Source organism: Microbacterium sp. CnD16-F, assembly GCF_024124465.1.
GTDB lineage: Bacteria > Actinomycetota > Actinomycetes > Actinomycetales > Microbacteriaceae > Microbacterium > Microbacterium gawkjiense.
The window spans coordinates 30750-54683 of record NZ_JAMXSA010000008.1 but is presented as its reverse complement, the minus strand read 5'-3'; the positions used below and the strand labels follow the sequence as shown (position 1 = coordinate 54683).

General features: G+C 72.7%; 22 protein-coding genes. 13 read left to right on the top strand and 9 right to left on the bottom strand.

Annotation, left to right across the window (positions count from 1 at the left end; all coding sequences use genetic code 11):
* Nucleotides 1–217 precede the first annotated feature (217 nt).
* Nucleotides 218–1465 carry a glycosyltransferase family 2 protein gene (locus NH287_RS03965; RefSeq protein ID WP_253034552.1) on the bottom strand — a complete coding sequence of 416 codons (1248 nt, stop codon included), beginning with the start codon at nt 1463–1465 and terminating at the stop codon, nt 218–220.
* Complete coding sequence (locus tag NH287_RS03960) at nt 1465–2499, bottom strand: hypothetical protein (RefSeq protein WP_253034551.1); 1035 nt, start codon at nt 2497–2499, stop codon at nt 1465–1467. Before NH287_RS03960 ends, NH287_RS03965 begins: the two co-directional genes overlap by 1 nt.
* Before the next feature lie 126 nt (nt 2500–2625).
* Here NH287_RS03960 and NH287_RS03955 point away from each other — a divergent pair, with 126 nt between their 5' ends.
* From NH287_RS03955 to NH287_RS03940, 4 genes are read left to right on the top strand one after another with little or no spacing between them, the layout of a single operon-like run.
* On the top strand, nt 2626–3747 hold the full coding sequence (locus NH287_RS03955) for a hypothetical protein (RefSeq protein ID WP_253034550.1): 1122 nt from the start codon (nt 2626–2628) through the stop codon (nt 3745–3747).
* Complete coding sequence (locus NH287_RS03950; protein ID WP_253034549.1) at nt 3744–4850, top strand: glycosyltransferase; 1107 nt, start codon at nt 3744–3746, stop codon at nt 4848–4850. Before NH287_RS03955 ends, NH287_RS03950 begins: the two co-directional genes overlap by 4 nt.
* Nucleotides 4847–5836 carry a hypothetical protein gene (locus NH287_RS03945; protein WP_253034548.1) on the top strand — a complete coding sequence of 330 codons (990 nt, stop codon included), beginning with the start codon at nt 4847–4849 and terminating at the stop codon, nt 5834–5836. The genes NH287_RS03950 and NH287_RS03945 overlap by 4 nt, the downstream gene beginning before the upstream one ends.
* Nucleotides 5833–6630 carry a galactosyltransferase-related protein gene (locus tag NH287_RS03940; RefSeq protein ID WP_253034547.1) on the top strand — a complete coding sequence of 266 codons (798 nt, stop codon included), beginning with the start codon at nt 5833–5835 and terminating at the stop codon, nt 6628–6630. Before NH287_RS03945 ends, NH287_RS03940 begins: the two co-directional genes overlap by 4 nt.
* A 66-nt stretch (nt 6631–6696) precedes the next feature.
* On the opposite strand, the gene NH287_RS03935 is transcribed toward NH287_RS03940, so the two are convergent.
* The 3 genes from NH287_RS03935 to NH287_RS03925 are packed head-to-tail and all read right to left on the bottom strand — an operon-like array spanning nt 6697 to nt 9109.
* Nucleotides 6697–7896 (bottom strand): glycosyltransferase family 4 protein, encoded by a 1200-nt coding sequence (locus tag NH287_RS03935; RefSeq protein ID WP_253034546.1) that lies wholly within the window; start codon nt 7894–7896, stop codon nt 6697–6699.
* Nucleotides 7893–8726 (bottom strand): ATP-grasp fold amidoligase family protein, encoded by an 834-nt coding sequence (locus NH287_RS03930; protein WP_290440311.1) that lies wholly within the window; start codon nt 8724–8726, stop codon nt 7893–7895. The genes NH287_RS03935 and NH287_RS03930 overlap by 4 nt, the downstream gene beginning before the upstream one ends.
* Before the next feature lie 47 nt (nt 8727–8773).
* Nucleotides 8774–9109, bottom strand: coding sequence for a hypothetical protein (locus NH287_RS03925; protein WP_253034544.1), 336 nt, complete (start codon nt 9107–9109; stop codon nt 8774–8776).
* 157 nt (nt 9110–9266) lie between these two features.
* Here NH287_RS03925 and NH287_RS15175 point away from each other — a divergent pair, with 157 nt between their 5' ends.
* Nucleotides 9267–9395, top strand: coding sequence for a hypothetical protein (locus NH287_RS15175; protein ID WP_290440310.1), 129 nt, complete (start codon nt 9267–9269; stop codon nt 9393–9395).
* Between the two features lie 59 nt (nt 9396–9454).
* On the opposite strand, the gene NH287_RS03920 is transcribed toward NH287_RS15175, so the two are convergent.
* Complete coding sequence (locus tag NH287_RS03920; protein ID WP_253034543.1) at nt 9455–10519, bottom strand: YihY/virulence factor BrkB family protein; 1065 nt, start codon at nt 10517–10519, stop codon at nt 9455–9457.
* 87 nt (nt 10520–10606) lie between these two features.
* The gene (locus tag NH287_RS03915; RefSeq protein ID WP_253034542.1) at nt 10607–11989 is read right to left on the bottom strand and encodes a cytochrome P450; all 1383 of its coding nucleotides are present in this window, start codon (nt 11987–11989) and stop codon (nt 10607–10609) included.
* A 227-nt stretch (nt 11990–12216) separates the two neighbouring features.
* Here NH287_RS03915 and NH287_RS03910 point away from each other — a divergent pair, with 227 nt between their 5' ends.
* The 8 genes from NH287_RS03910 (at nt 12217) to NH287_RS03875 (ending at nt 21071) form a co-directional block, all read left to right on the top strand.
* Nucleotides 12217–13167, top strand: coding sequence for a phosphodiester glycosidase family protein (locus NH287_RS03910; protein WP_253034541.1), 951 nt, complete (start codon nt 12217–12219; stop codon nt 13165–13167).
* A gap of 3 nt (nt 13168–13170) precedes the next feature.
* Complete coding sequence (locus NH287_RS15335) at nt 13171–14310, top strand: GtrA family protein (protein ID WP_253034540.1); 1140 nt, start codon at nt 13171–13173, stop codon at nt 14308–14310.
* Complete coding sequence (locus NH287_RS03900; RefSeq protein WP_253034539.1) at nt 14307–14927, top strand: DUF4956 domain-containing protein; 621 nt, start codon at nt 14307–14309, stop codon at nt 14925–14927. Before NH287_RS15335 ends, NH287_RS03900 begins: the two co-directional genes overlap by 4 nt.
* Complete coding sequence (locus NH287_RS03895; protein WP_253034538.1) at nt 14924–15727, top strand: polyphosphate polymerase domain-containing protein; 804 nt, start codon at nt 14924–14926, stop codon at nt 15725–15727. The genes NH287_RS03900 and NH287_RS03895 overlap by 4 nt, the downstream gene beginning before the upstream one ends.
* The gene (locus tag NH287_RS03890) at nt 15712–17487 is read left to right on the top strand and encodes a carbohydrate-binding domain-containing protein (protein ID WP_253034537.1); all 1776 of its coding nucleotides are present in this window, start codon (nt 15712–15714) and stop codon (nt 17485–17487) included. Before NH287_RS03895 ends, NH287_RS03890 begins: the two co-directional genes overlap by 16 nt.
* A gap of 75 nt (nt 17488–17562) precedes the next feature.
* Nucleotides 17563–18291 (top strand): response regulator transcription factor, encoded by a 729-nt coding sequence (locus NH287_RS03885; protein WP_290440309.1) that lies wholly within the window; start codon nt 17563–17565, stop codon nt 18289–18291.
* Nucleotides 18288–19754, top strand: a complete 1467-nt coding sequence (locus tag NH287_RS03880) for a cell wall metabolism sensor histidine kinase WalK (RefSeq protein ID WP_253034536.1) — start codon at nt 18288–18290, stop codon at nt 19752–19754. The genes NH287_RS03885 and NH287_RS03880 overlap by 4 nt, the downstream gene beginning before the upstream one ends.
* 75 nt (nt 19755–19829) lie before the next feature.
* Nucleotides 19830–21071 carry a hypothetical protein gene (locus tag NH287_RS03875; protein ID WP_253034535.1) on the top strand — a complete coding sequence of 414 codons (1242 nt, stop codon included), beginning with the start codon at nt 19830–19832 and terminating at the stop codon, nt 21069–21071.
* A 24-nt stretch (nt 21072–21095) separates the two neighbouring features.
* On the opposite strand, the gene NH287_RS03870 is transcribed toward NH287_RS03875, so the two are convergent.
* Entirely contained in the window at nt 21096–21395 is a 300-nt protein-coding gene (locus NH287_RS03870) for a DUF3072 domain-containing protein (RefSeq protein WP_082886208.1), read from the bottom strand.
* A 62-nt stretch (nt 21396–21457) separates the two neighbouring features.
* The gene (gene treS, locus NH287_RS03865; RefSeq protein WP_253034534.1) at nt 21458–23743 is read right to left on the bottom strand and encodes a maltose alpha-D-glucosyltransferase; all 2286 of its coding nucleotides are present in this window, start codon (nt 23741–23743) and stop codon (nt 21458–21460) included.
* Between the last annotated feature and the right edge of the window lie 191 nt (nt 23744–23934).

The window sequence follows — 23934 nt, the reverse complement described above, 5'->3', positions numbered from 1 at the left end:
CCGGTGTACGCCGATTGTCCCCGCAGTCCCCATGCTCTCCCCCACAACGCTCACACCCCGAGCAAGAGGTGCGGACGGTAGACCGGCGCCGTCGACGATCCCACTCGTCGCCGTTGTGCTCGCCTCCCCAGGCGGGCACGACCGGTGTCCCCGCGGCTATGAAACCAGACGGGGGCGGCGGGCACAAGGCGACCCGCTCTGTGAATCCCGTGGGTGTTCAGCCCCACCCGCCGAGGTAGGCGGCGACATCGGGCTCGCCGACCAGCGCGCGCACCGCGTCCGCGGTCTCCGTCGTGCGGGGGAACAGGTCGTCCCGCTGCCAGCGTGCCTCGCGCGCCGCGGCCCGGAGGGAACGGATGCGGAGGAGCACCGCGCCGTCCTCACCGGTGAGACTCGCGACGCCGAGGCCCTCCTGGGCGACCCGCTCCACGACCGCGTGAAGGCCCGCGCCCGCGCGGACCGGTCGCACGATCTCGAGGTGCAGCCGCACCCGATCGAGCACGCCGCGCCCTGCGGCCAGGTCCGCGGCGTCGACGGCGGCGGATCCGGGCACCGCCGCCACGACGGAGTCGACGCTCACGAACGCGGCGGCTTCCGAGGCGCCCTCCGGCGCGGTCACGGCGATGTCGACCCGCGTGGTCGGCAGCCCGCGCGGTCGCGAGCCCGGCACCGGGATCAGCTCCGACAGCAGCATCGCCTCGGCGTTCCGGTCCGCCTGGCCCGTCCCCTCGCGCGCACCCGCATCCGGACCGTCGTGCCACGCCACCGCGGACGGCACGTGCGCGAGCACCGCTCCCCGCAGCCACGCGCGGTATGTCCACTCCCAGTCCTCCCCGCCGTAGGCCCGGAATGACTCGTCGAAGCCGCCGGCGGCCGCGAACATCGTCCGCGAGCACGCGAGCACGGCGCCGATCGTATGCCGGTAGCTGCGGTCGTCGGCGTCGAGCAGATCGCGCGACCACCGGTAGGCGTCGGCGAGCCACGCGGGCTCGGGGAGCTCCCGCCCCGCGACGACCCCGCGCACGTCGGCGACGGCGGGAGCGTCCGCGAGGTCGGCGTGGCGCCGTCGCCCGACCGCGACGACGTCCGGGGCGAGCCCCGGCATCCGCGTCAGTTCTCGGACGAAGCCGGGCTCGGGGACCGTGTCGGCGTCGAGGAAGACGAGCACCTCCCCCGTCGCGTGCGCCGCACCGAGGTTGCGCACCGCGGCGAGGCGGAATCCCTCGTCGGCCTGCCGGACGAGCCGGACGCCCGCCGGCACCCGCGGCGGCACGGCCGAGCCGTCGTCCGCGACGATCACTTCGAGGCGGTCGCGGGGGTGGTCCTGGCCGGCGAGGGCCGCGAGGCACCGCGCCAGCTGCGCGGGCTGCTCGTAGTGCGCGACGACGACCGAGACGGTGGGTGTCGCCTCCCGTCCGTCCAGCAGGTCCCAGCGGTTGCCCGGCAGGGCGATGCCCTCCGGCATCAGGCCGCCCACCAGGCGAGGTACGACGCGGCGACGTCGTCGAGCGTCGGCGCGAGCGAGGCACCCGGAGCCAGCCGCGTCGACGTCGGATCGAGCCAGGCGTCCACGAGGCGGGCGGCGAGCTCGTCGGGGGCGTAGCGGGCGAGCGTGCCGGGGCGGAGCGCATCCATCTCGGCGGCGTAGCGCGAGTCGACGACCAGCGGGCGGCGGCCCGCCTCGACCCAGTCCAGCATCGACCGCGAGGCCGACACGTGCTCGTGTGCCGCGAGGGGGATGCCGGGGGCGAGCAGCTCGGCGGCGAAGGCGTCGTCGCCCAGGAATCCGGTGACCTCGAACGCGACGCCGAGCTCGGCGGCATCCGCCCGCAACCGGACGACGTCCTCCTCGTGGCCGCGCGACGGCGCGCCGATCGCGCGCACCGCGACGTCGCCGACGTCCTCGCCCCGGCGGAGGAGCTCGTCGGCGGCCCGGGCCGCCGCGACCACGGCGGGACGGTGACCCTTTCCGGGGTAGACGAAGCCGGCGATGAGGACGCGCAGGTCGCGCGTCGCCTCGCCGGGGCGCGACGGCGGGATGCCGGTGCGCGCCCCGAGCGCGATCGCCTCGGCGCGGGTGACCCCGGGCAGGAACTCGTCCATGAGCAGTTGCTCGTGACGACTGTTGACGGCGACCCGGCTGGCTGCGGCGACCATCCGCGCGTAGGCGGCGCGGCGGCGCTCGAACATCGTGCCGTCGGAGGGCTGGGGCACGTCGTGGAGCGTGAGCGTCAGCCGCATCCGCTCGGCCCAGCGTTCGACGACGTCGGCGGCGTCCTCGGGTGTCCTGCCGAAGAGGCGGTCGGTGGCGTGGAGGTGCACGCGCGCACCCGCGTCGAGCCCGGCGAGCGCCCGGTCGCCGGCGGCGACGTCCGCGACGCGCACCGTCCGCGCGCCGGGACGGAGGGCCCCGACGGCGCGGGCGACATCGTCGCCGTACCGCGTGACACCGTGCCCCTCCGGACCGAGGACGAGCAGGAGCGGAGGCGCGGAGATCACCCGGCATGGTTATCCGTCCGGGGGAGCGAGGTCAAGCCCCCTCGATCCGACGCCTGATGCGCCTACGGTCGGGGCGTTCCCGCGCACCCACTTCTCGGTCGGCGCGACGCCGTCAAAGGGAGAACAGTGGACACGAGCACGCCGATCGTCGCCCCCGCGGGTGCGGAGAGGACCGGAGCGATCAGGATCGTCTCGGTCCCCGCCGGCCACCCGTACGTCCGGCAGACGACGGCGGATCCGTGTGTGAGTGTGCTCCCCGACCCCATCGCCCCCGGAGCGGACCCCGCGGTGTGGTGGCCGCCCGCCGCCCTCGACCCGACCTGGATCCGTGCGCACGCCGATGCCGCATCGCTCCTCCACATCCACTTCGGCACCGAGTCGTTCCCGCCCGGACACCTGACCGCGTGCCTCGAGGCCGCCCACGCCGTCGGCTGGCCCGTCGTCTACACGCTGCACGACCTCGAGCACCCGCAGCTGACCGACGACTCCGGCTACCTCGCCCAGCTCGACGAGCTCGTGACGGGCGCCGACGCGGTCACGACCCTCACGGTCGGCGCCGCCCGCGCGGTGCGCGAGCGCTGGGGCCAGCACGCGACCGTCATCCCGCATCCGTCGGTCCTGCCGCGATCCGCCGCGATCGAACCGGCACTCGGTGCGGGCCGCGTCGTCGGCGTGCATCTGAAGGACCTCCGGCCGAGCGTCGACGGACCGGGCACGGTCCGGGCGCTGGAGGCCGCGCTCACCGCCCTGCGCGACGCGGGCCACGACGTCCGCGGCGAGGTGCGTCTGCACCATCGGGTGCGGGACGCGGATGCCGCAGCCGAGGTGCGCGCGCTGTGCGCGGCATCCGCTGTCCTCGACCTCGTCGAGCACGAGCGTCTCGCCGACGACGAGCTGTTCGCGGCCCTCGCGAGCCTCGACGCGTGCGTGCTGCCCTACCGGCACGGCACGCACTCGGGATGGCTCGAGCTGTGCTGGGACCTGGGCGTCCCGGTCGCCGCCCCGCGGATCGGGTTCTTCGCCGAGCAGCACGCCGACGACACGGTCGCCTCGTTCGCGCCCGGCGACGCCGCGGAGCTCGCGCAGGCCCTCGCCGGCCTGTGGGTCGCCCCGTCGGCGCGTCCGGCGAGCGCCGCGCGCGACGCCCTCGTCGACGAGCGCCGGGCGCTGCGCACCGTGACGGATGCCGCGATCGCCGAGCGTCACGCGGAGCTCTACCTGCACCTGCTCGAGAGCCGCACCGCGTGAGCGCCCGTCCGCTCCGCATCGTCGTGATCGCGCCGCTGCGCTTCCCGATCCGGCGCCCGCACGCGGGCGGTCTGGAGTCCGCCGTCTGGGCCGAGGTCGACGCGCTCCGCCGCCGCGGGCACGAGGTGACCTTCATCGCCCCCGAGGGGTCGGACTTCCTGCCAGACGAGGCGGCGTTCCGGCTGCCGCCGGTGGTGTGGCCGGGCGATGCCGCACCGACCGACAAGACGTGGCCCGAGAGCTACCACCGCGAGAGCGCCCCGGCGCTCGACCGTGCGCTCAGCGGGATCGCCCGCCATCCCGAGCGGTACGACGTGGTCTCGAACCACTGCCTCGACCCCCTGCCGCTGCGCCGCGCGAACACCCTCGGCGTGCCGATGGTGACGACCCTGCACACGCCGGTCGAGGCCGCCGCCGTGGCCGCCCACGTCGCCGCGGGAGGGGCGGGGTCACGGTTCCTCGCGGTGAGTTCGCACACGAAAGGGCAGTGGGATGCCGCGGGTGTGCCCTCGCAGCTGTTGCCGAACGGCGTCGACCCGGCCGCGTGGCCGCTCGGTCCCGGGGGCGACGACCTCGTGTGGTTCGGCCGGATCGTCCCCGAGAAGGCTCCCCATGTCGCCGTCGAGGTCGCGCGCCGGCTCGGTCGCCGCCTCGTCATCGCCGGCCGGATCGGCGACGAGTCGTACGCGCGCGAGGTGCTCCTGCCGAGCGTCCACGGCGCGGTCGAGTACGCCGGCGAGCTCTCGCCCGGACCGCTCGCGGAGCTCGTCGGGCGGAGCGGTCTCGCCCTCGCGACCCCCGCCTGGGCCGAGCCGTTCGGGCTGGTCGGACCCGAGGCGCTCATGTGCGGCACACCGGTGGTGGGGTTCGCGGTCGGCGGCGTTCCCGAGATCGCGGCCGCGACGATGGGGATGCAGCTCGTGGCGCCCGGCGACGTCCTCGCGATGACCGAACGGGCCGCGGCCGTGCTGCCGAGCGGGAAGGATGCCGCGTTCCGTGCCGTCGTGCGCGAGACGGCGGAGCGCCGGTTCTCGCTCGACGCGCGCATCGACGCCCTCGAGGCGACGTTCGCCCGGATGCTCGCGACGGAGACCGCCGCGTGACCGGGCGGACGCCCCGGCTCGGCTGGTACGTGCACCACCACGGCCGCGGGCACCTGACCCGGCTGCTCGCGATCGCACCGCACCTGGATGCCGAGGTCGACGCCGTCAGCAGCCTCGCGGCGCCCGCGGGCCTGCCGTCCGGCTGGACCTGGACCGTGCTCGACCGCGACGACGACGGCGGCGCGCCGATCGACCCGACGGTGGACGGGATGCTGCACTGGGCCCCGATCGGGCACGTCGGGCACCGCACCCGGCTCTCGGTCATCGCCGCCGCGGCGGCGGAACGGCACTGGGACGGGATGGTCGTCGACACCTCGGTCGAGGTGACCCTGCTCGCGCGCCTGCTGGGGCTGCGGACCGTCGTCGTCACGCAGCCGGGGCATCGCATCGACCGGCCGCACCTGCTGGGATTCGCCGCCGCCGACACCGTGATCGCACCGTGGGCCCGCGGCATCCTCTCGCCCCCGCATCTCGAGGCGCTCGGCGACAAGGTCGTGCACACGGGCGGGATCAGCCGTTTCGCCGCGCGCGTCGCGAACGGGCCGCGCTCGGACGAGGTGGTGCTGCTCGCGAGCGGGGGGACCGTCGGACCGGCCGCGATCCGGGATGCCGAGAAGGCCACCGGCCGGCCGTGGCGGGCGCTCGGGGGCGGCGCGTCGGCCGACGATCCGTGGCCGGTGCTGACGACCGCGGGCGTCGTCGTGTCGTGGGCCGGCCAGAACGCGGTCGCCGATCTGGCGGCGGCCCGGGCGTCGGCGATCGTGATCCCGCAGGACAGGCCGTTCGACGAGCAGCGCGAGACGGGGCGCGCGCTCCGGCGCGCGAACCTCGCGCAGGTCGAGGACTCGTGGCCGACAGCGGCGCAGTGGCCCGACCTGATCGAGCGGGCGGCGACCGCGCGGCCGGAGTGGGAGCGCTGGGAGGTCGCGGGGGCGCCCCAGCGCGCCGCCGCCGCGATCACCGACACGATGCGCGGTCGGCGATGAGCGTCGCCGTCGTGAGCCTGTGCTCGAGCCCCCGGCTCGCGCACCTGCGGGTGCAGTTGCGGGCCCTCGCCGGGGCACCCGACGTGCGTCGTGTCGTGGTGTGGATCGGGGACGAGGAGCCGCCCGTCCTGGACGCCGAGACCGTGCTCCGGGTCCCGCCCGGCGCGGACGGACTGCGCCTCGCCGCCGCCCGGAACGCGGGCGCGGCCGCCGCCGACGGCGCCGACCTGCTCGTCTTCCTCGACGCGGACTGCGTGCCCGGCCCGGATCTCGTGCGTCGCTATCGGGAGGCCGCCGTCCGTCACCCGGACGCCGTGCTGTGCGGGCCGGTGACGTACCTCGCCGAGGGGGTGTCGGCATCCGACCCGGCGGAGCTCGCCGCGCTCACCTCCCCCCACCCGGCGCGGCCGATGCCGCCGGACGAGGCGGAACGGACCGCGACAGCCGGCGAGTACCCGCTGTTCTGGTCGCTGTCGTTCGCGCTCTCCCCCGCGACGTGGCGACGGATCGGGGGCTTCGACGAGGCGTACGAGGGGTACGGCGGCGAGGACACCGACTTCGCGTTCCGGATGCGCGAGCGCGAGGTGCCCCTCGTGTGGACGGGTGGCGCCCACGCGTACCACCAGTACCACCCGACGACCTCGCCGCCCTGGCAGCACCTCGACGACATCCTCCGCAACGGGGCGCTGTTCGCCGCGCGCTGGGGCGAGTGGCCCATGACCGGCTGGCTCGACGCGTTCGAGCGGGCCGGCGCGGTGACGAGGGATGCCGCGGGCTGGCGCCGCGTGCCCTAGAAGCCCTCGACCGCAGCCGTCCAGGGTGACGTTGATGGAGTACCGGAGGGAGCGCACAGCGCGACCCTACGCCGGGATGGCCACGCGCGACAGCATCCGATCGACGGCCGCCCGGAGGTCGTCCGCCACCGGCGCGGGGGCGAAGCGGTCGACTCCTGCGGCGGCGCGCGTCGCCCGTCGGCGGGCGGCGCCCGGGTCGTCGAGCACGGTGGCGAGCGCGGCCGCGAGGGCCTCCGGGTCGGCGGGCGGCACCATGAGGCAGTCGGCGCCATCGGTGCAGAAGTCATCGAATCCGCTGCCGGAGGTCACGACCAGCGGCGCCCCGGCGGCCATCACCTCGACGGCCACGTTGCCGAAGCCCTCCCACCGCGACGGGCACATCACCACGTCGGCGGCCGCGATCGCGCCGTACAACTCGTCGCCCGACACGTGCCCGAGGAACGTCACCCGGTCGCGCACCGCGGACGGCACCCGGTCGAGGAGGGCCGCCCGCGACGGCTCGAAGCGGTCGTCTCCCCCGGCACCGGCCAGCACGAGGCGGGCGGTGGGATGCCGCCGCGCGACGCGCGCGAAGGCGTCGACGCCGTCGACCACGCCCTTCCGCCGCTCGGCTCGCCCGAGGAAGAGGACGATCGGACCGTCCCGCTCGGGCCAGCCCGCCGGCGGCCTGCGCGTCGCAGCCGCGTGCCGCACCACCGCGACGTCGATGCAGTTGCGGACGACCTCGACCCGCGGCATCCGTCCCCAGATGCGCTCCGCCCGGTCGGTCATCGCGTGCGAGATCGCGACGATCCCGGCCGAGCGGCGCACCTGCCGCGCCTCGAGGCGACTCTGCAGCATGACCGCCGGACGACTCGATGCCGGGAGGTCGGTGAGCCGCAGGCCCGAGATCTCGTGCGCGAGGTCCACGCCTGTTGCGAGGTTCGTCACGAGCCGGGCGTCGCGCGGCAGCAGCGCACCGAGCCCCATCCACTCCGGCACGAAGACGCGGTCGTAGGCGTCCGCCAGGTACGCCCGCCGCAGGGCACGGGGGCGATGCAGGAGCGCCGCGAGCCGCGGCATCCCCCCGGTCCGGTGGACGACCAGGCGACGGATGCCGGGAGTCGCCCGCGCGCCGACGGGAGGGTCCGTGAACACCACGAGGTCGATCTCGGCGCCCTGCGCGGCGAGGGCGGGCAACAGGGCGGCGTAGTGCCTGCCGATGCCGCCGGTGTACGACGTCACGCCGGCGTACTCCGTCGTGGCGACGAGCCAGCGCTCGGTCACCGGTATCGCCTCGGCACCGTCCAGTGCCGACCGAACTCCGTGTTGAAGGACTCCGGGTGGAACGGGCTGTCGCCACCGGCGGGGAAGCTCGTCAGTTCGCCGAAGACGATGCGGCCGTCGACGTCGTACAGGTCGACGCGCACGAAGTCGGTGTCCGCACCGAGCGCCTCGGCGACGCGGATCATCTCGTCGAGGCCCGCCGGCCGCGGCGGTGTCGGATCGGCCCACGGCGGACCGCCGCTCAGCGGCAGATGGGTCCAGTCGCGGTCGAAGAAGTCCTGCGTGCGACCGGCGAAGCGCCCCGCATCCACTTGCACGTACTGCACCCGACCGTGGAACACGAAGAGCTTGAGGTCGTCGGGGATGCGGTCCGTCGCGCCGCCGAGCATCTCCTCGACGATGATCCGCCGCGGCACCCGGCCGTAGACCCACTCCCGGTTCGGACCCTGCCCGTAGAGCTGCGAGAGCCAGTCCGTCGCGAGGCGCACGAGATGCTCCCGCGGGGCGTGCTCGGGCCGGACGTGGCGGTAGACCCAACTGCCGTCCTCGGGCAGGCGCGCGTCCACCGGCGCCGACGGCGAGACGATGATCGCCGCCCCACTCCCGTGCGTCGGTTTCAGGACGAACGCGTCGGGCAGCTCCGCCGTCAGCAGCTCGGTCGGCGAATCGAACACGGCGGCATCGGGCAGGTACTGCGCGCCGACACGATCGGCGACGTAGTCGCGCACCGCCGCCTTGTCGGCGAAGGTGACGACGAGGGGCCGATGGTCGCGGAGCATCTTGTAGCGGACCTTGTCGCGGAAGGTGACCGGATGCCGCGTCCGCCACAATCGCCAGCCGCGGACGAGGCGGCTGCGCTCCCGCAGGCGTGCGCGTCTCAGAACGACTCCTCGTACCAGGGGTCGTCTTCTTCGTACGGGTACTCGCCGACCGTCTCGGGCGGGTGCACGAGACGGTCGTTGCGACTGAGGAGGTCCATGACGGCGGCTTCGTCGTCGAGGTCCGCAGCGGCACCGGAGTGCGGCGTCGTATAGAGCTGGCTCGCGGGACCGATGAGCATCGACGAGACAGCCGGGCCCTCCGGAGTCGCGATGGGCACCGTGATGAGGTCGGAGGCCTTCTGCTCGGCGAGGGTCTTGGCGTAACGCAGCACCGCGTCGGCGATCGCGCCCGTCGTGACGACGTATCCGTCGGAGTAGTGCAGCTCGAGCATTGCTCGATGGTGCCCGCCATCGGTCGAGGTTCGAGGGGGGTCGCGCCTCCGGCATCCGTCTCTTACACTGCGGCGCTGCGAGGTGATTCGTCCATCACAGTCGCCGGCCGCTCGCAACCCCCTGCCGCGGCCGTCCTTCGCGGCGGAGCGTGTGGGCATGAGCGAATCCGACGACATGGGAACGGACTCCCCCCACGGTGGTTCCGCCGCGTCGCCCGCGACGGCCGCCGAACCGGACGAGCCGAATCGGCACGGCGTGGCGAAGCTCCCGCCCACCGGCCGTTGACGCCGGCCTCAGCGGCCCGGTGATCCCCCGTTTCAGACGGGTGGGAGTGTCGACTTCCGTCATCGGTCCTCGTCCTCACCGTGGGCGAGGCGGATGCGGCGACCCTCGTCGATGTCCTTCTGCTCCTTCGCGGCCTGCTTGTCGGACTTCCGCGTGTCGCGGGCCGGCAGCTGGATGTCCTCCTCGGCGGCGATGCCGCCCTGCAGCTGGCGGCCCCGTTCGAGCTCGGCGTCGAACTCCGCGCCGAACAGCAGCACGTTGTTGGCGATCCACAGCCACAGCAGGAACACGATGACGCCGGCGAGTGAGCCGTAGGTCCGGTCGTAGTTCGAGAAGTTCACGACGTAGAAGGCGAACCCGGTGGTGGCGATGATCATCACGACGATCGCGATGAGCGCGCCGATGCTGATCCAGCGGAACTTCGGCTGCTTCGCGTTGGGGGTCGCGTAGTACAGGACCGCGACGAGGAACACGACGACGAAGAGCATGACGGGCCACTTCGCGATGTTCCACGCGAGCAGCACGCCGTCGCCGAGGCCCACCGTCTCCCCGATCGCTCGGGCGACGTCGCCCGAGAGGACGAGACCGAGCGCGACGAGGGCGAGCGAGACCACCGCGACGAGCGTCACGAGCAGCTGCATCGGGCGCAGCTTCCAGAACGGGCGCCCCTCCTCGATCTCGTAGATCCGGTTCATCGCCCGGGAGAAGGCCCCGACGTACCCCGAAGCCGACCACAGCGCCACGACGATGCCGAGCACGAGCGCGAGTCCCGCACCGGGCGACGACGCGATCTGCTGGATCGGGCCCTCCAGCGCGCTCGCCGTGTCGGAGGGCGCGACATCGCGCACGATGCCGAGCACCGCGTCGGCGGCCGCCTGCCCCTGTCCCACGACGCCGAGCAGCGAGAAGATCGCGATGAGGGCCGGGAAGAGCGCGAGCACCCCGTAGTAGGTGAGGCCCGCCGCGGCATCCGTGCACTGGTCCGCGCTGAACTCGCGGATCGTCTTGCCCAGGACGTACTTCCACGACCGCTTCTTCACGTCGCCGACGGAGTCGGGCTTGCGCGACGCCTCGGGGTCGGGCGCGTCGGTGCGTGTCGTCTGCGTGGTGTTCTGCTCGGCCATGGTGGTCCTCCCGGTCGGAGGTCACCCTGCGGCCGACACGGTCCGGTTCAGAGGGGGTTGCACGCGGCCCCGGTTCGTGGCATTGCGTCAGCGGTGGAACGGGCAGCGCGCGCCGCCCGTCGATCCCGCGGTCCGGACGCGGCCGCCCGAACGGGGTTTCGTCGGCATCCGTCGCTCGTTCACCTCGAGTCCTGCGGGCAGGATCGCCAGGCGGGGGTCGCTCAGAGCGCTGATGGATGCCGCGAGCCCCGCGATCGCGAGCTTCTCGCCCGGGCAGCGGTGCCCTGTCGCGACGTCCGCACCCCCGTGCGGCACGAACGCGGTGATCGCCTCGTAGTCGTCGACGCCGACGAAGCGCTCGGGATCGAAGACGTCGGCGCGCTCCCACGACCCCTCGTCGGTGTCGGTGCCGAGGATGTCGAGCACGATGCGCCCGCCGGCGCGGACCGTACGACCGTCGACCTCGATGTCCTGCGTCGCGAAGGCCGGCAGCATCGGGACGAACGGCGACGTGCGGCGGATCTCCTGTGCGAACGCGGTCGCGAGCGGGCCGTCGACGAGCGATCCCCGCGCGGCGACCTCCGCGGCGATGCGCTCGCGCCATTCCGGGTGCTCCTGCAGCCGCTTCGCGGCGAAGGCGGTGAACCGGGCGACGGCGATCATCGGGCGGAAGCTGTTCTGCAGTTCCACCCCCGCGAGGCGAGCGGGCAGCAGCTCACCGGCGCTGTCGCGGTGCCCTGCCCAGGCGGCCAGCGCGGTTCCCGGGTGCGCGTCGAGGCGGCCTGCGCGCACGGCGCGGATGAGACGCTCGGCGTGGCGGTCGGACCACCGCCGGTTCAGAGCGGCGAGCAGGTACTCCGGGGAGTACGGCACACCGAATCCGTCGACGATCTGCGCCTGCCGGCGCGCCCATCGCGTCTTCGCCTCGCCGGTTCCCGGCAGTCCTGCCCACCGCATGATCGCGCGACCCAAGGCTCCGACGGCCGCGTCGTACGCCGACCGTTCGCCACCGGCGATCCACGCGTCGACCTCGTGCCGCCACTCGCGCTCGAGGTGCGGGCGCAGCCGGGCGACCTGCTCGTCCTCGTACAGCGCGGAGACGAACGTCGCCTTGCGGTGCCGGTGCTCGTCGCCGTCGAGGCTGTGCACCGAGTCGTGCCCGAAGAGGGTCTCCTGAATGAACGGCGGCATGGCGCCGTGCCGTGAGACCCGGGCGTCGTCGTAGAACGCCGCGACCCCCTCCGCGCCGCGCACCAGCAGGGCGTCGGAGAACAGCAGTCGCATCGGCGCCGAGCGCGCGCCGCGCGGCACGCGCTGCCAGATGCGATCGCCGAAGCGGTAGCCGCGGGTCAGGAGCGAGGCGGAGTCGTCGCGCCACGCGGGCCGCGACACGACCCCGAGCGTGGGATCCGCTGCCCGCCCAGGGCGGGTCTGCGGAGCGTCGGTCGTGGACTCAGGAGTGGTCGGCATGCTCCGACGCTCGCAGCGCGGAGCTGTGCCGGCCAGGGGCGTGCGCCCGCGGGACCCATGTGATACCCCGCGTCACTCGCAGTCGCTACGAGGGCCGTCGTCGTACCAGACGTCGAAATCCGCCGGGGAGGCGACCGCCTGACCGTGCCCTATCGGGAGGGCGTCGTTAATCCCGTTCTCAGGATCGGTCAACATCCGCCGAACCTCGCGTCCGTACTCCTGGAGGCATGCCTCACACCACGAAACCGCGCCATCTTCGGACCGCCCTCATCGCCGGCGGCCTCACGGTCGCACTCGCCGTCGGAGGGGCGACGGCGTGGGCCGCAGACCGCTTCCTCATCGAACACGTCGAGATCTCCGACGTCTCGGCATATGAGGCCGAGAACTCGGCCGTCGAGCCGACGACGTCGGCAACGAATGCGGCGGGTGCCGTCCACGGAGACACGTACTCCGACGGGGCCACGAGCGTCACCGTGTCGCAGGTCGTCACCGGTTCGGGCGACGACACCCTCACCTACTACGTCGCCGATGTGGTCCTCTCGGATGCGACCCGGTTGCGCTCCGCATTCGCGAAGGATCAGTTCGGCGAGAACATCACCGAGACCACGAGCGGGATCGCCGAGGACAACGACGCCGTGTTCGCGATCAACGGCGACTACTACGGCTTCCGCGACACCGGCATCGTCATCCGCAACGGCGTCGTCTATCGCGATTCCCCCGCCCGCGCCGGGCTGGCCTTCTACGCCGACGGAACGGTGCAGGTCTACGACGAGACGGCCACGAGCGCCGACCAGCTGCTCGCCGACGGGGTCTGGAACACCCTCAGCTTCGGCCCCGCACTCGTCGAAGACGGCGCCGTCGTGGCCGGGATCGAGGACGTCGAGGTCGACACCAACGTCGGCAACCATTCGATCCAGGGTGAGCAGCCGCGCAGCGCCGTCGGCGTGATCGACGACAACCATCTCGTCTTCGTCGTCGTCGACGGCCGCAGCGAGGGCTACAGCCGCGGAGCGACCCTCACCGAGGTCGCCCAGATCATGATCGACCTCGGCGCCGAGACCGCGTACAACCTCGACGGCGGCGGGTCGTCGACGATGTTCTTCGACGGCGAGGTCGTGAACCAGCCCTCGAACGGCGGCGAGCGCGGCACGAGCGACATCCTCTACATCGCGGAGTGAGCCGTGATCATCCTCATCCCGGCCTACGAACCCGACGTCGCCCTGACCGACCTGGTCGGCGCGCTCACGATCTCCGCTCCCGGCATCCCGATCGTCGTCGTCGACGACGGCAGCGGACCCCGCCATGCCGCCGTCTTCGACGACGTCGCGGCACTCGGGGCGACGGTCCTCGGACACGTGCGGAACCAGGGGAAGGGCGCAGCGCTGCGCACGGGGTTCCGGCACGCGATGAGCGCTTTCCCCGGACATTCCGTGGTCACGGCCGATGCCGACGGCCAGCACACGGTCGCCGACATCCTGAACGTCGGCGCGACCACCGTCGCCGCGGTCGACTCCGGCGCGCCGGTGATGGTGCTCGGATGCCGCGACACCGGCCGACGCGGCAATCCGATGCGCAGCAGGCTCGGCAACGCGGCGGCGCGGGCGACGTTCCGTCTCGCGGCGGGATGGACCCTCTCCGACACCCAGACCGGGCTGCGCGGCATCCCGCCCGTCATGCTGCCCTGGCTGCTCGCGCAGCGCGGCGACCGCTTCGAGTACGAGCAGAACGTGCTCCTGCGCTGTCACCGCGACGGGTGGGAGACGTGCGAGGTCCCGATCGAGACCGTCTACGTGGCGGGGAACGCGTCGAGCCACTTCCGCCCCCTGGTCGACACCCTGCGCGTAGGGGTGCCGCTGCTGCTGTTCGCGGCCTCGTCGCTGTTGGCGTTCGCCGTCGACACCCTGCTGCTCCTCGTCCTGACCGCGGTGACGGGAGCCTTGACCCCGTCCATCATCGCCGCCCGGGTCGTCAGCGCGACCGTGAACTTCGTCGTCAATCGGCACGTCGTCTTCCGTCGCGAGGGCACGGGTGCGCTGCGCCGCGAGGCGACACGGTACGCCCTGCTCGCCGGCGCACTGCTGGCCTCGAACGTCGCCTGGATGACGATGCTCACCGCGGCCGGGATGCCGCTGCTCGCCGCCAAGCTCGTCACCGAGGCGGCGCTGTTCACGCTCGGCTACCTCATCCAGCGGAGCGTGGTGTTCGGCCGGAACCCGCGCGCTTCCCGCCTCGAATCGGCCGTCAATGCGCCTCTTAGGAACGGTGAAGGTGCCGCCACTCGAATGGAGATCGTCACCACATCCCCACGGAGGAACCCATGACCATCGCCTCGATCTCGCTCATCGCGATCGACCTCGCCGCCGCCCTCATCCTCAGCCTGGGGCTCTACTACCGACGCCACCGCCGCCGCGACCTGGTCGTCGCCTTCCTCGGGGTCAACGTCGGGGTGATGGCCGTCGCGACCGTCCTCGGCACCGCCGAGGTCGCGCTCGGACTCGGCCTCGGGCTGTTCGGTGTGCTCTCGATCATCCGGCTCCGGTCGTCGGAGATCTCGCAGCGCGAGGTGGCCTACTACTTCGCCGCACTGGCCACAGGCCTCATGGCCGGCCTGCCGACCACCGACATCCTGCCCGTCACCGGACTCATCGCGCTGATCCTCGTCGTGATGTGGGCGGCCGACCACCCGCGTCTGCTCTCCCGCAGCCGCCACCAAGTGGTGCGCCTCGACCGTGCCGAGGCCGACGAGACCGCGCTCCGCGCCCTCGTCGGGCAGCGGCTCGGCGGAGAGGTCACCTCGCTGACCGTGCAGGAGCTGGACCTCGTGAACGACACGACCACCGTCGACGTGCGCTACCGCATCGCGGACAACGATCGTCCCGCGCCCGACTCGGCGGGGTCGCAGGTGGACGGCCGCCTCGCAGCGGGAGCGGTCCGATGAGCCCCGACGCCCTCGCCCGCTTCGACGGGGTGAGCCTCGAGGACATGGTGGCCGAGGCGGCACTCCTGGCCCGCGTCGACCGAAAGTACGTCGTGCCCCAGTCCGCACTGGGCGGCCTGCTCTCGCGGGTCGACGAGCGCACCCGCGTCCTCGACATCGGCGGCGCCCGCCGATTCGCCTACGAGTCCGTCTACTTCGATACCCCCGACCTGCTGAGCTTCCACATGGCCGCGCAGCCCCGCCGCCGTCGATTCAAGCTCCGTACCCGCACCTACGTCGACACCCACGCCGCCTACCTCGAGATCAAGACGCGCGGCGCTCGTGGGACGACGGTCAAGGAACGGTCGGAGTACGACGTCGCCCAGCGCGCCGTCCTCACCCCCGAGGCTCAGGAAGAGGTCGCCGCCGCCTTCGCCACGATCGGCGTCGACAGCGGTCGCGTCGACGAGCTGGATGCCACGCTCGTCACCCGGTACGCACGTGCCACGCTCCTCGCCCCCGACCAGTCGTCGCGGGCGACCATCGACACCGACCTGCGCTGGGAACGCCCCGACGGCTCAGGCTTCTCCCTCCCCGATCTGGCGATCGTCGAGACGAAGTCGCCGTCGTCGGCATCCGCCCTCGACCGACTGCTGTGGCGTGCCGGGCACCGTCCCGTCTCGGTCAGCAAATACGCGACCGGACTCGCCGCGATGAGCCCCGAACTCCCCCGCAACCGCTGGGGACGCCTCCTGCGCGGCCCCTTCTCCCCCGCATCCACCACCATCCACACCGAGGAGCTGCCATGCGCCGCCGCCTGATCCTTCCTGCCGTCCCCCTCGCCCTCGCGGGGCTCGTCCTCGCGGGGTGCGCCGTCACCGGCGTCGCCTCGACCGGCACGAGCGGGACCACATCCACGACGGACGACTCCGCCACCGTTGCGGTCGCCGAGATCGACTCCGACCTCGACCCGACGGCCGTCCTCGCCGCGAACGAGGACGCGACGGTCGTGGACGACGACGAGTGGTCGGCGGCCGACGCGATCGACGTCACTCTCGAGGGATCGACCGCGACGGCGTCCGGCGACGGGGTGAGCGTCGACGGCGGCACGGTCACCATCTCGGCCGCCGGCGTCTACCGGCTCAGCGGCGACCTCGCCGGATCTGTCGTCGTCGCCGCACCCGACGACGCGCAGGTCGTCCTCATCCTCGACGGCGTCGACATCACGAACGACGACGGCGCCGCCATCTCGGTCACGACGGCCGACGACGTCGCCATCTCGCTCGCCGACGCCAGCGAGAACTCGGTCTCGGACGCCGCGAGCTACGACGACAGCGCCGCAGCGAACGCGGCGATCTACGCCGATGCCGACCTGACCATCTCCGGCGACGGTTCGCTCGTCGTCTCGGGGAACGGCAACGACGGCATCGCCAGCACGGACGACCTCGCGATCATCGGCGGGACGATCACGGTGGATGCCGCCGACGACGCCCTCCGCGGCAAGGACGCCCTCGTCATCTCGGGCGGAACGCTCGACGTCACTGCCGGCGGCGATGCGCTGGGGAGCGACGACGACGAAGACGCCACGCGTGGGTACGTCTGGATCTCCGGCGGTGACATCACCGCCACCAGTGGCGACGACGGCATCGCCGCAACCACCGATGCCGTGATCACGGGCGGGACGGTGTCGATCAGCGCCGAGGGCGCGGCGGACGCCGGCTCGAAGGGCATCAGCGCGGGGGTCGTCGTCGCGATCGGCGACGGCTCGGTCGACGTGTCCGCCACGGACGACGGTCTGCATTCGGACGGCTCGATCGGGATCCTCGGCGGAGCGGTCACGATCAGCGCGGGAGACGACGGTGCGCACGCCGAGGCGGCGCTGGAGATCGGTGGCGGCACGGTGACCGTCGGACGATCGAACGAGGGACTCGAGGCGACCGACATCACCATCAGCGGTGGTGACGTCGTGGTCACATCCTCCGACGACGCACTGAACGGCAGCGGCGACGCCGGCGCCGCGAGCGCCGACGAGGGCGGCATGGGCGGCGGCATGGCCGACACCGGCGAGACCATCACGATCTCAGGGGGCACCCTGACCGTGGATGCCGGCGGGGACGGGATCGACTCGAACGGCTCCGTGACCGTGACCGGCGGCGACATCGTCGTCTGGGGTCCGACCTCGTCCGGCAACGGTGCGCTCGACAGCAACGGGGGCTTCGATGTCTCCGGCGGCACGCTCCTCGCCGTGGGCAGCTCGGGCATGGCCGAGTCGCCCGACAGCGGCAGCGCGCAGGCGTGGATCGCCGCGACCGTCAGCGGATCCGCTGGCGACGAGATCCAGATCACGGATGCCGACGGCACGGTCGTCTTCTCCACCACGGCGGAGAAGGAGTTCCAGACCGTGGTGTTCTCGTCGGCCGACATCGCGGCCGATGGGACCTACACGGTGTCGGCGGGCGCGACGTCGGTCACGGTGACGGCGGGAGAAGCCGTCGCCGGCGGGATGGGGGGCGGAATGGGCGGCCGCCCCGGAGGAGGCACCGCGCCCGACGGTGCCCCCGGCGCCGGCGAACGCTCCTGATCCCGCGACCGTGCGGCGTGCCTTTCCGGCCGTCGCACGGTCGCATTCCCCCCTCGAACACGGAAAGCTGATGCCATGAACGCCACCCGCCCGACCCCGATGACCCGCATCGACGGCTCCCCGATCCGCGTGCTGGTCGTCGACGACGAGGCGAACCTCAGCGATCTGCTCCGCATGGCCCTGCAGAACGAGGGCTGGGACGCCCGCACCGCCGCGAACGGCCAGGAGGCCCTCACCCTGGTGCGCGAGTTCGCCCCAGACCTCGTCGTGCTCGACATCATGATGCCGGGCATCGACGGCATGGAGGTGCTGCGCCGCCTGCGCTCCGCCGGCAACGACGTTCCCGTCCTCTTCCTGACGGCGAAGGATGCGGTCGAGGATCGCATCGCCGGCATCAGCGCGGGCGGCGACGATTACCTGACCAAGCCGTTCAACCTCGAGGAGGTCGTCGTCCGACTGCGCGCGATGGCGCGTCGTCACGTCGCCGCGGCCGCCGCGGCCGAAACGCGTCTGCGGGTCGGAGACCTGACGCTCGACGAGGAGACGTACGAGGTGGAGCGCGGCGGCATCCCGATCAAGCTGACGGCGAAGGAGTTCGAGCTGCTCCGCTACCTCATGCAGAACCCCCGACGGGTGCTCTCCCGTGCGCAGATCCTCGACCAGGTGTGGAGCTACGACTTCGGCGGCACGTCGAGCGTCGTCGAGATCTACATCTCCTACCTCCGGAAGAAGATCGACACCCTCGGCGAACCCCTCATCCACACGGTGCGCGGCGTCGGGTACACGATCAAGTCCGCCTCATGAGGGGAACGGGTCGGAGCGGACGGAGACGCTGGACACTCCGGCGCACCCTCGTCGTCGGCACCGGTGCGCTCGTCGCGATCGCCCTGCTCGTCACGGGCCTGGCGACCTCGCTTGCTCTGCGGACCTTCGTCTACGACCGGCTCGACGGCCAGGTGCTGGAAACCCTGCAGATCGTCCGCGTCGGCGGGGGGATGCCGGGGGGCTCGTTCCCGTCCGGCGGCGCCTCCGGTGACCGCGAAGGTCCCGCACCGCGCATCGGGTCGCTGCACGCCGTGTTCGCCTCGGACGGTTCGGTGGTGTCGTCGAGCTACACGGGCGACGACGGCCAGGAGACGACGCTCGCCGAGAGTCAGCTCGAGGCGATCACGCGCGCGGAGCTCCCCTCGCGCACACCCGAGACGGTCGACCTCGGCGGGAGCCTCGGCGAGTTCCGCCTCGCGGCTCAGGAGGAGAACGGGATGCGGGTGGTCGCCGGCATCTCGCTCGACGAGGTGACCGCGACCACCTCCGCCCTCACCGTCATCCAGGTCGCCGTGGCAGGCACGGCACTGCTGCTCGTGCTCATCGGGCTGTCGCTCGTCGTGCGCCGGACGCTGCGCCCTCTCGACCGTGTCGCCGCGGTGGCCGACCGCGTCGCGGCGCGCCCGCTCGCCATCGGCGAGGTCGAGATCCCCGAGCGCGTGCCCGACCGCGACACCGATCCCGCGACCGAGGTCGGTCGGGTGGGTCATTCTCTGAACGTCCTGCTGGCCCACATCGAGTCGGCGCTGACCTCGCGCCAGCACAGCGAGGATCAGCTCCGGCGCTTCATCGCCGATGCCAGTCACGAGCTGCGTACGCCTCTCGCGTCGATCCGCGGGTACGCGCAACTCTCCCTCGGCGAGAACGCGCCGATGACACCCACCCAGCAACGCGCCTTCGACCGGATCGCCTCGGAGTCCACCCGCATGGCCGACCTCGTCGAGGACCTCCTGCTGCTCGCGCGGCTCGACGCCGGTCAGCGGCTGCGCCGCGAGAGCGTGGACCTCACGATGCTCGCGATCGACGCGGTCAGCGACGCCCATGCCGCCGACCCGTCGCGGACGTGGCTGCTCGACCTCGGCGACGACGACACGATCGAGGTGACCGGCGACGAGAATCGGCTCCGGCAGGTGGTGGCGAACCTCCTGCGCAACGCGCGCACCCACACCCCACCCGGTACCCGCGTGGTCCTCGCCCTCCGGCTGGACGGCGAGGATGCGGTGCTCGAGGTGACCGACGACGGACCCGGGATCGCGCCCGACATCCGCGACAGGTTGTTCGAACGGTTCGCGCGGGGCGACGTTTCGCGCAACCGGGATGCCGGGAGTACCGGCCTCGGCCTGTCGATCGCCGAAGCGATCGTGGCCGCCCACGACGGCTCGATCGGGGTCGAGAGTACCCCTGGACACACCGCGTTCACCCTCCGCCTGCCGCTGGCGTGACCGCCGTCCCATAACGTCTCGACGATTCCTCGTCCACCCCTTCCGCGGGCGGCGTGCTCGGGCCAGGCTGGACGTGTGGGATTCGACGACGACCTCGGTGCCTGGGTGGCGCGGCAGCGCTGGTATGCGGGCAAGAGCCACGATCCGCAGTTCCGCGTGCTCGACACGCAGACCGTGGCGGGGGCGACCCGGTACCTCCTCATGGACGACGCCGGCGCGGTGCCCACGCTTTACAACGTGCCGCTCGCCGAGGTGAGCGACCCCGGCGACCTGGAGGTCGTCACCACGACCGCGGAAGGGCATGCGGTGGTGGATGCCACCCGGCATCCCGCCTTCACCGTCGGCCTCCTCGCGGACATGGGTGTCGACACGAGCCGCGTGACGGGCTCGCGTGTGCTCACCGGCGAGCAGTCGAACACCTCGATCGTCTACGACGTCGACGGCGCACCCGCCATCATCCTCAAACTCTTCCGGACGCTGCACCACGGCGAGAACCCCGACGTCACGGTGCAGCGCGTGCTGAGCGAGGCCGGCTCGCCGTACGTGCCGCGCTTCTACGGCAGTGCGGATGCCGAGTGGCCCGACGTCGGCCGCGACTCCGGCGCGGCACGCGGGACCCTCGGGTTCGCGCAGGAGTTCCTGCCCGGCGTGCGCGACGGGTGGGCGATCGCGCTCGATGCCGCCCGCGAGGGCCGCGACTTCACCGACGCGGCCCGCGACCTCGGCGTCGCGGTCGCGGGGGTCCACGGCGACCTGCGCAACGCGCTCGAGTCGGTCGAAGCCTCCCCCGAACAGCTCGAGGCGGTCGGCCGCGCCTGGCGCCGCCGTCTCGCGATCGCCTCCGCCGAAGTCCCCGCCGTCGCCGACCGGCTCGCGGCGATCGACGCCGTGTACGCCGCCGCGCTCGACCGCCCCTGGCCGCGACTGCAGCGCATCCACGGCGACCTGCACCTCGGACAGGTGCTCGCCGTGCCGCACGGCGGCTGGCGGATCGTCGACTTCGAGGGCGAGCCGCTGCGGCCGATGGCCGAGCGGGCGGTCCCCGACCTCCCGCCGCGCGACGTGGCCGGCATGCTGCGGTCCTTCGACTACGCGGGTGCCGTCGGGGCGGGACCGGATGCCGCGGCTTGGGCGGCGGCCTGCCGCGAGGCGTTCCTCACCGCCTACACCGCCGCGCCCGGGGCGATCGCCCTCGACCCCGTGCTGCTGCGGGCACTCGTGCTCGACAAGGCCGTGTACGAGTCGATCTACGAGGCCCGCAACCGTCCGGACTGGCTGCCCGTGCCGCTCGCCGGCATCGACGCCGCGCTCGCCTGACCGAGCGCGGCGTCGTCTCGCCGCTCAGTCGGAGGCGCCGCGCCCCGTCGCCTGCTGCAGGCGGTCGATGTGCTCCGATGCCTGCGCCTTCGTGAGGTCGGCGGGGATCTGCTCGCCCGCCTCCCGCGCGAGGGTGTCGAGGTAGCTGCGCTGCGCGCCGGTCATCGGCTCGTCGCCGGTGACCCATTCCTCGGGGTCCTTGACCGCGGTGTCTCCGCTCGGGCCGCCGAGCATCTCACCGGACTGCCCGGTCTCGGGCGGAAGCGCGTGACCCTCGGCGGGGTCGGTGGTGTCGTTCTCGATGGGAGTGGTCTCGTCGCTCATGGGACGACGCTACGCAGGGCGCCGGACATCGCCGGGGGGCTTGCGCCCCGGCATCCGCTCCGTCAGTCCTCCTCGGACTGCGGCTCGAGCAACAGGAACCGGGCGCCGTAGGCGGGCAGCGACACCGAGAAGCTCTGCAGGTCGTCGACGCGGCCGATGATCTCGTCGGCAGCGGCGTCACGGACCTCGCTCCGCGGGGTCAGGTGCTCGGACCGCACGGTGCCCTCGATGGGCTCGGCCGAGAAGTTCAGGACTGTCACCTGGATGGGGGCGTCGGCCTCCGGCATCCCCTCGTCGAGGCGGTGGACCAGGACGAGCATGCCGGCGTGCGCGACCTCGGGGATGTCGACCTGCGTCGCCGTCGCCACCCCGTGCGCGCGGCGCAGGTCGATGATCGCCGACAGGCGCGACGCGAACGAGTCGGGGTCCTCGAGCTGCGCGGGCAGCGGACCGTAGAGCGCGCGGCCGCGCGGCATGCCCGAGGTCGAACGGGTCGCACCCGGGTCGACATCGAGCAGGTCGTGCGCACCGCGCTCGATCCACCGGGTGTCGCCGGCGCCGATCAGGTCGGCCACCTCGTCGGCGGGCAGCGTCAGCATGCCGACGAGGTCCCAGCCCGAGAGCCCGAACACGCCCGGCTGCCAGGCGTTGTAGGCGCAGAGCAGCAGGTGGGCGTCGCGGATCGCGGGCACCTCGTCGTCGGTGATGTCGTCGAGGGACGGGATGCCGCGGGTCGCCGCGATGAGCGACGTCGTCGTGCAGGCGATGCCGTTCTGCGTGAACACGCGGTTGTAGTCACCGGCATCCACCAGCTTCTCGGTCAGCTCCGCGCGGACGACCTCGGCGAGCTCGCCGCCCGTGATCGTCTCGCCGCGGAAGCCGTACTCCTCGTCGGCGTGGCGGGTCGCCCAGTGGACGAGCTCGTAGGTGAGCTCGTCGTGGTTCTGCAGCCCGTGCACGAGCTGCACCGGCGCGACGCCGAGCGCGAGCGACGAGGTGAGCGCCAGCCGCAGGAACTCGGTCTGCCCGGTGGCGAGGGCGTGGTGGTAGCCCGGACGTCCGATGAAGTCGTACGACAGGTCGGCGCCGACGGCACCCGTGTCGCGGATGTCCTCCATCGTCAGGTTCAGCTCCTGGAACGTGAAGCCGCCGACCTTTCGCACCATGCCCGCGATGATGTGGTTCGCCGCGTGCGAGAGCGGATGCCCCTCCGACCACGCGGGCAGACCCTCGGCGCTCTTCTCCACCCCGAGGAATCCGTTCGCGTCGAGGCGCAGCGCGCTCGTGCCGAGCTCGCCCAGGGAGTGCAGGGCGTCGCCGATCACGAGGCGCATACCGGCGAAAGTCGGGTCGAGCCAGTTGATCGAGGGCTGCCCCTGCTTGAAGTAGTGCAGGTACACCCAGCGGCGCGTGACCCCGTCGGGACCGATCGCGGGAGCGGTCGCGCTCCAGTTCGTCTCCTTCACCCCGGGCGTGTAGAAGATGACGCGCTGCAGGGCGCCGATGATGTAGCCGTGCTCGGCGAGGGTGTGCTCGGTCGCCGGGTCGAGGTTGACGCTGTCGTAGCCCTCGGGGACGTCGGGCAGCAGGTGCCAGTCCTCCGGCGGGATCGCGACCATGTGGTAGATCCCCGGGTAGTCCTTGAACCCCATCTCGGCGAGGCGGAAGTCCGCCCCCTTGCCGGTGTGGCCGGGGACGATGTCGTCGATGACGCTGCCGCCGTGCGAGTCGGCCACGTCGCACAAAGCCCGGAACTCGTCCTCCGTGCCGAAGGCCGGATCGATCGCCGTGCTGATGCGGTCGAAGTGCCCGTCGACGCTGGGGGTCTCACCCCACCCCTCGATGCCGCCGGCGCGCTTGACGGGCCCCGTGTGGATGGCGGTGATGCCGATCCGCTCGAACACCGACCAGAGCTCGTCGTCACCGAGGGCCGACAGGAACGACTGGCCCGGGCGCGTGATGAGCGAGATCGGGTACGCGGTGAACCACACGTCGCTCGTCGCGATCGCCCGGCGGGCGTCGGGGCGCGCATAGGCGTTGCGCCACATCGTGGGCTGTCCCGACAGCTGGCGCGCCAGGACGTCGGCATCCTTCAGCATCGACTGACGCACCAGCCACTCGACGTACGACGGGTTCGTCCCGTTCGCCGTACGCGGGTCGGTGCGGATCCGGCGCACGCTGCTGCCGCGCAGGTTGTCGCGCGGGCGGAGCCGGCGCGGACGCGCGGGGTACCGCTGCTCGTCGTAGCTGATCTCGGGCATCTCGAGATCGCCGTCCTCCGCGGCGAGCGCCGACAGGTCGATGGGTCCGGTGTAGAGGTCCTCGGGTCGGTCGTCGTCACGCGCCATGGCTCCACGCTACGAACTCCGCCCCGTCGCCCGGAAGGGGTGGTGCCGAGTTTCTCCCCGCGATATGAGCCCCGGAGCTCGGCCCCGAACGCCGAGGCGTCGCACATGGTCGCTCCCCCGCCGCTCGCCCGACCATCTGCGACCCCTCGCGGCCGCGACCCGACGCGAAGTGCGGTCTCGCACGCGGGATG

Excerpts from the sequence above, each read along its gene's own strand:
- NH287_RS03900 (WP_253034539.1), top strand. The coding sequence starts at position 14,307 with ATGACCATCGCCTCGATCTCGCTCATCGCGATCGACCTCGCCGCCGCC.
- NH287_RS03965 (WP_253034552.1), bottom strand. The coding sequence starts at position 1,465 with ATGCCGGAGGGCATCGCCCTGCCGGGCAACCGCTGGGACCTGCTGGAC.
- NH287_RS03910 (WP_253034541.1), top strand. The coding sequence starts at position 12,217 with ATGCCTCACACCACGAAACCGCGCCATCTTCGGACCGCCCTCATCGCC.
- NH287_RS03920 (WP_253034543.1), bottom strand. The coding sequence starts at position 10,519 with ATGGCCGAGCAGAACACCACGCAGACGACACGCACCGACGCGCCCGAC.
- NH287_RS03895 (WP_253034538.1), top strand. The coding sequence starts at position 14,924 with ATGAGCCCCGACGCCCTCGCCCGCTTCGACGGGGTGAGCCTCGAGGAC.
- NH287_RS03915 (WP_253034542.1), bottom strand. The coding sequence starts at position 11,989 with ATGCCGACCACTCCTGAGTCCACGACCGACGCTCCGCAGACCCGCCCT.
- NH287_RS03870 (WP_082886208.1), bottom strand. The coding sequence starts at position 21,395 with ATGAGCGACGAGACCACTCCCATCGAGAACGACACCACCGACCCCGCC.
- NH287_RS03890 (WP_253034537.1), top strand. The coding sequence starts at position 15,712 with ATGCGCCGCCGCCTGATCCTTCCTGCCGTCCCCCTCGCCCTCGCGGGG.
- NH287_RS03925 (WP_253034544.1), bottom strand. The coding sequence starts at position 9,109 with ATGCTCGAGCTGCACTACTCCGACGGATACGTCGTCACGACGGGCGCG.
- treS (WP_253034534.1), bottom strand. The coding sequence starts at position 23,743 with ATGGCGCGTGACGACGACCGACCCGAGGACCTCTACACCGGACCCATC.
- NH287_RS03940 (WP_253034547.1), top strand. The coding sequence starts at position 5,833 with ATGAGCGTCGCCGTCGTGAGCCTGTGCTCGAGCCCCCGGCTCGCGCAC.
- NH287_RS03885 (WP_290440309.1), top strand. The coding sequence starts at position 17,563 with ATGAACGCCACCCGCCCGACCCCGATGACCCGCATCGACGGCTCCCCG.
- NH287_RS15175 (WP_290440310.1), top strand. The coding sequence starts at position 9,267 with ATGAGCGAATCCGACGACATGGGAACGGACTCCCCCCACGGTGGTTCC.
- NH287_RS03880 (WP_253034536.1), top strand. The coding sequence starts at position 18,288 with ATGAGGGGAACGGGTCGGAGCGGACGGAGACGCTGGACACTCCGGCGC.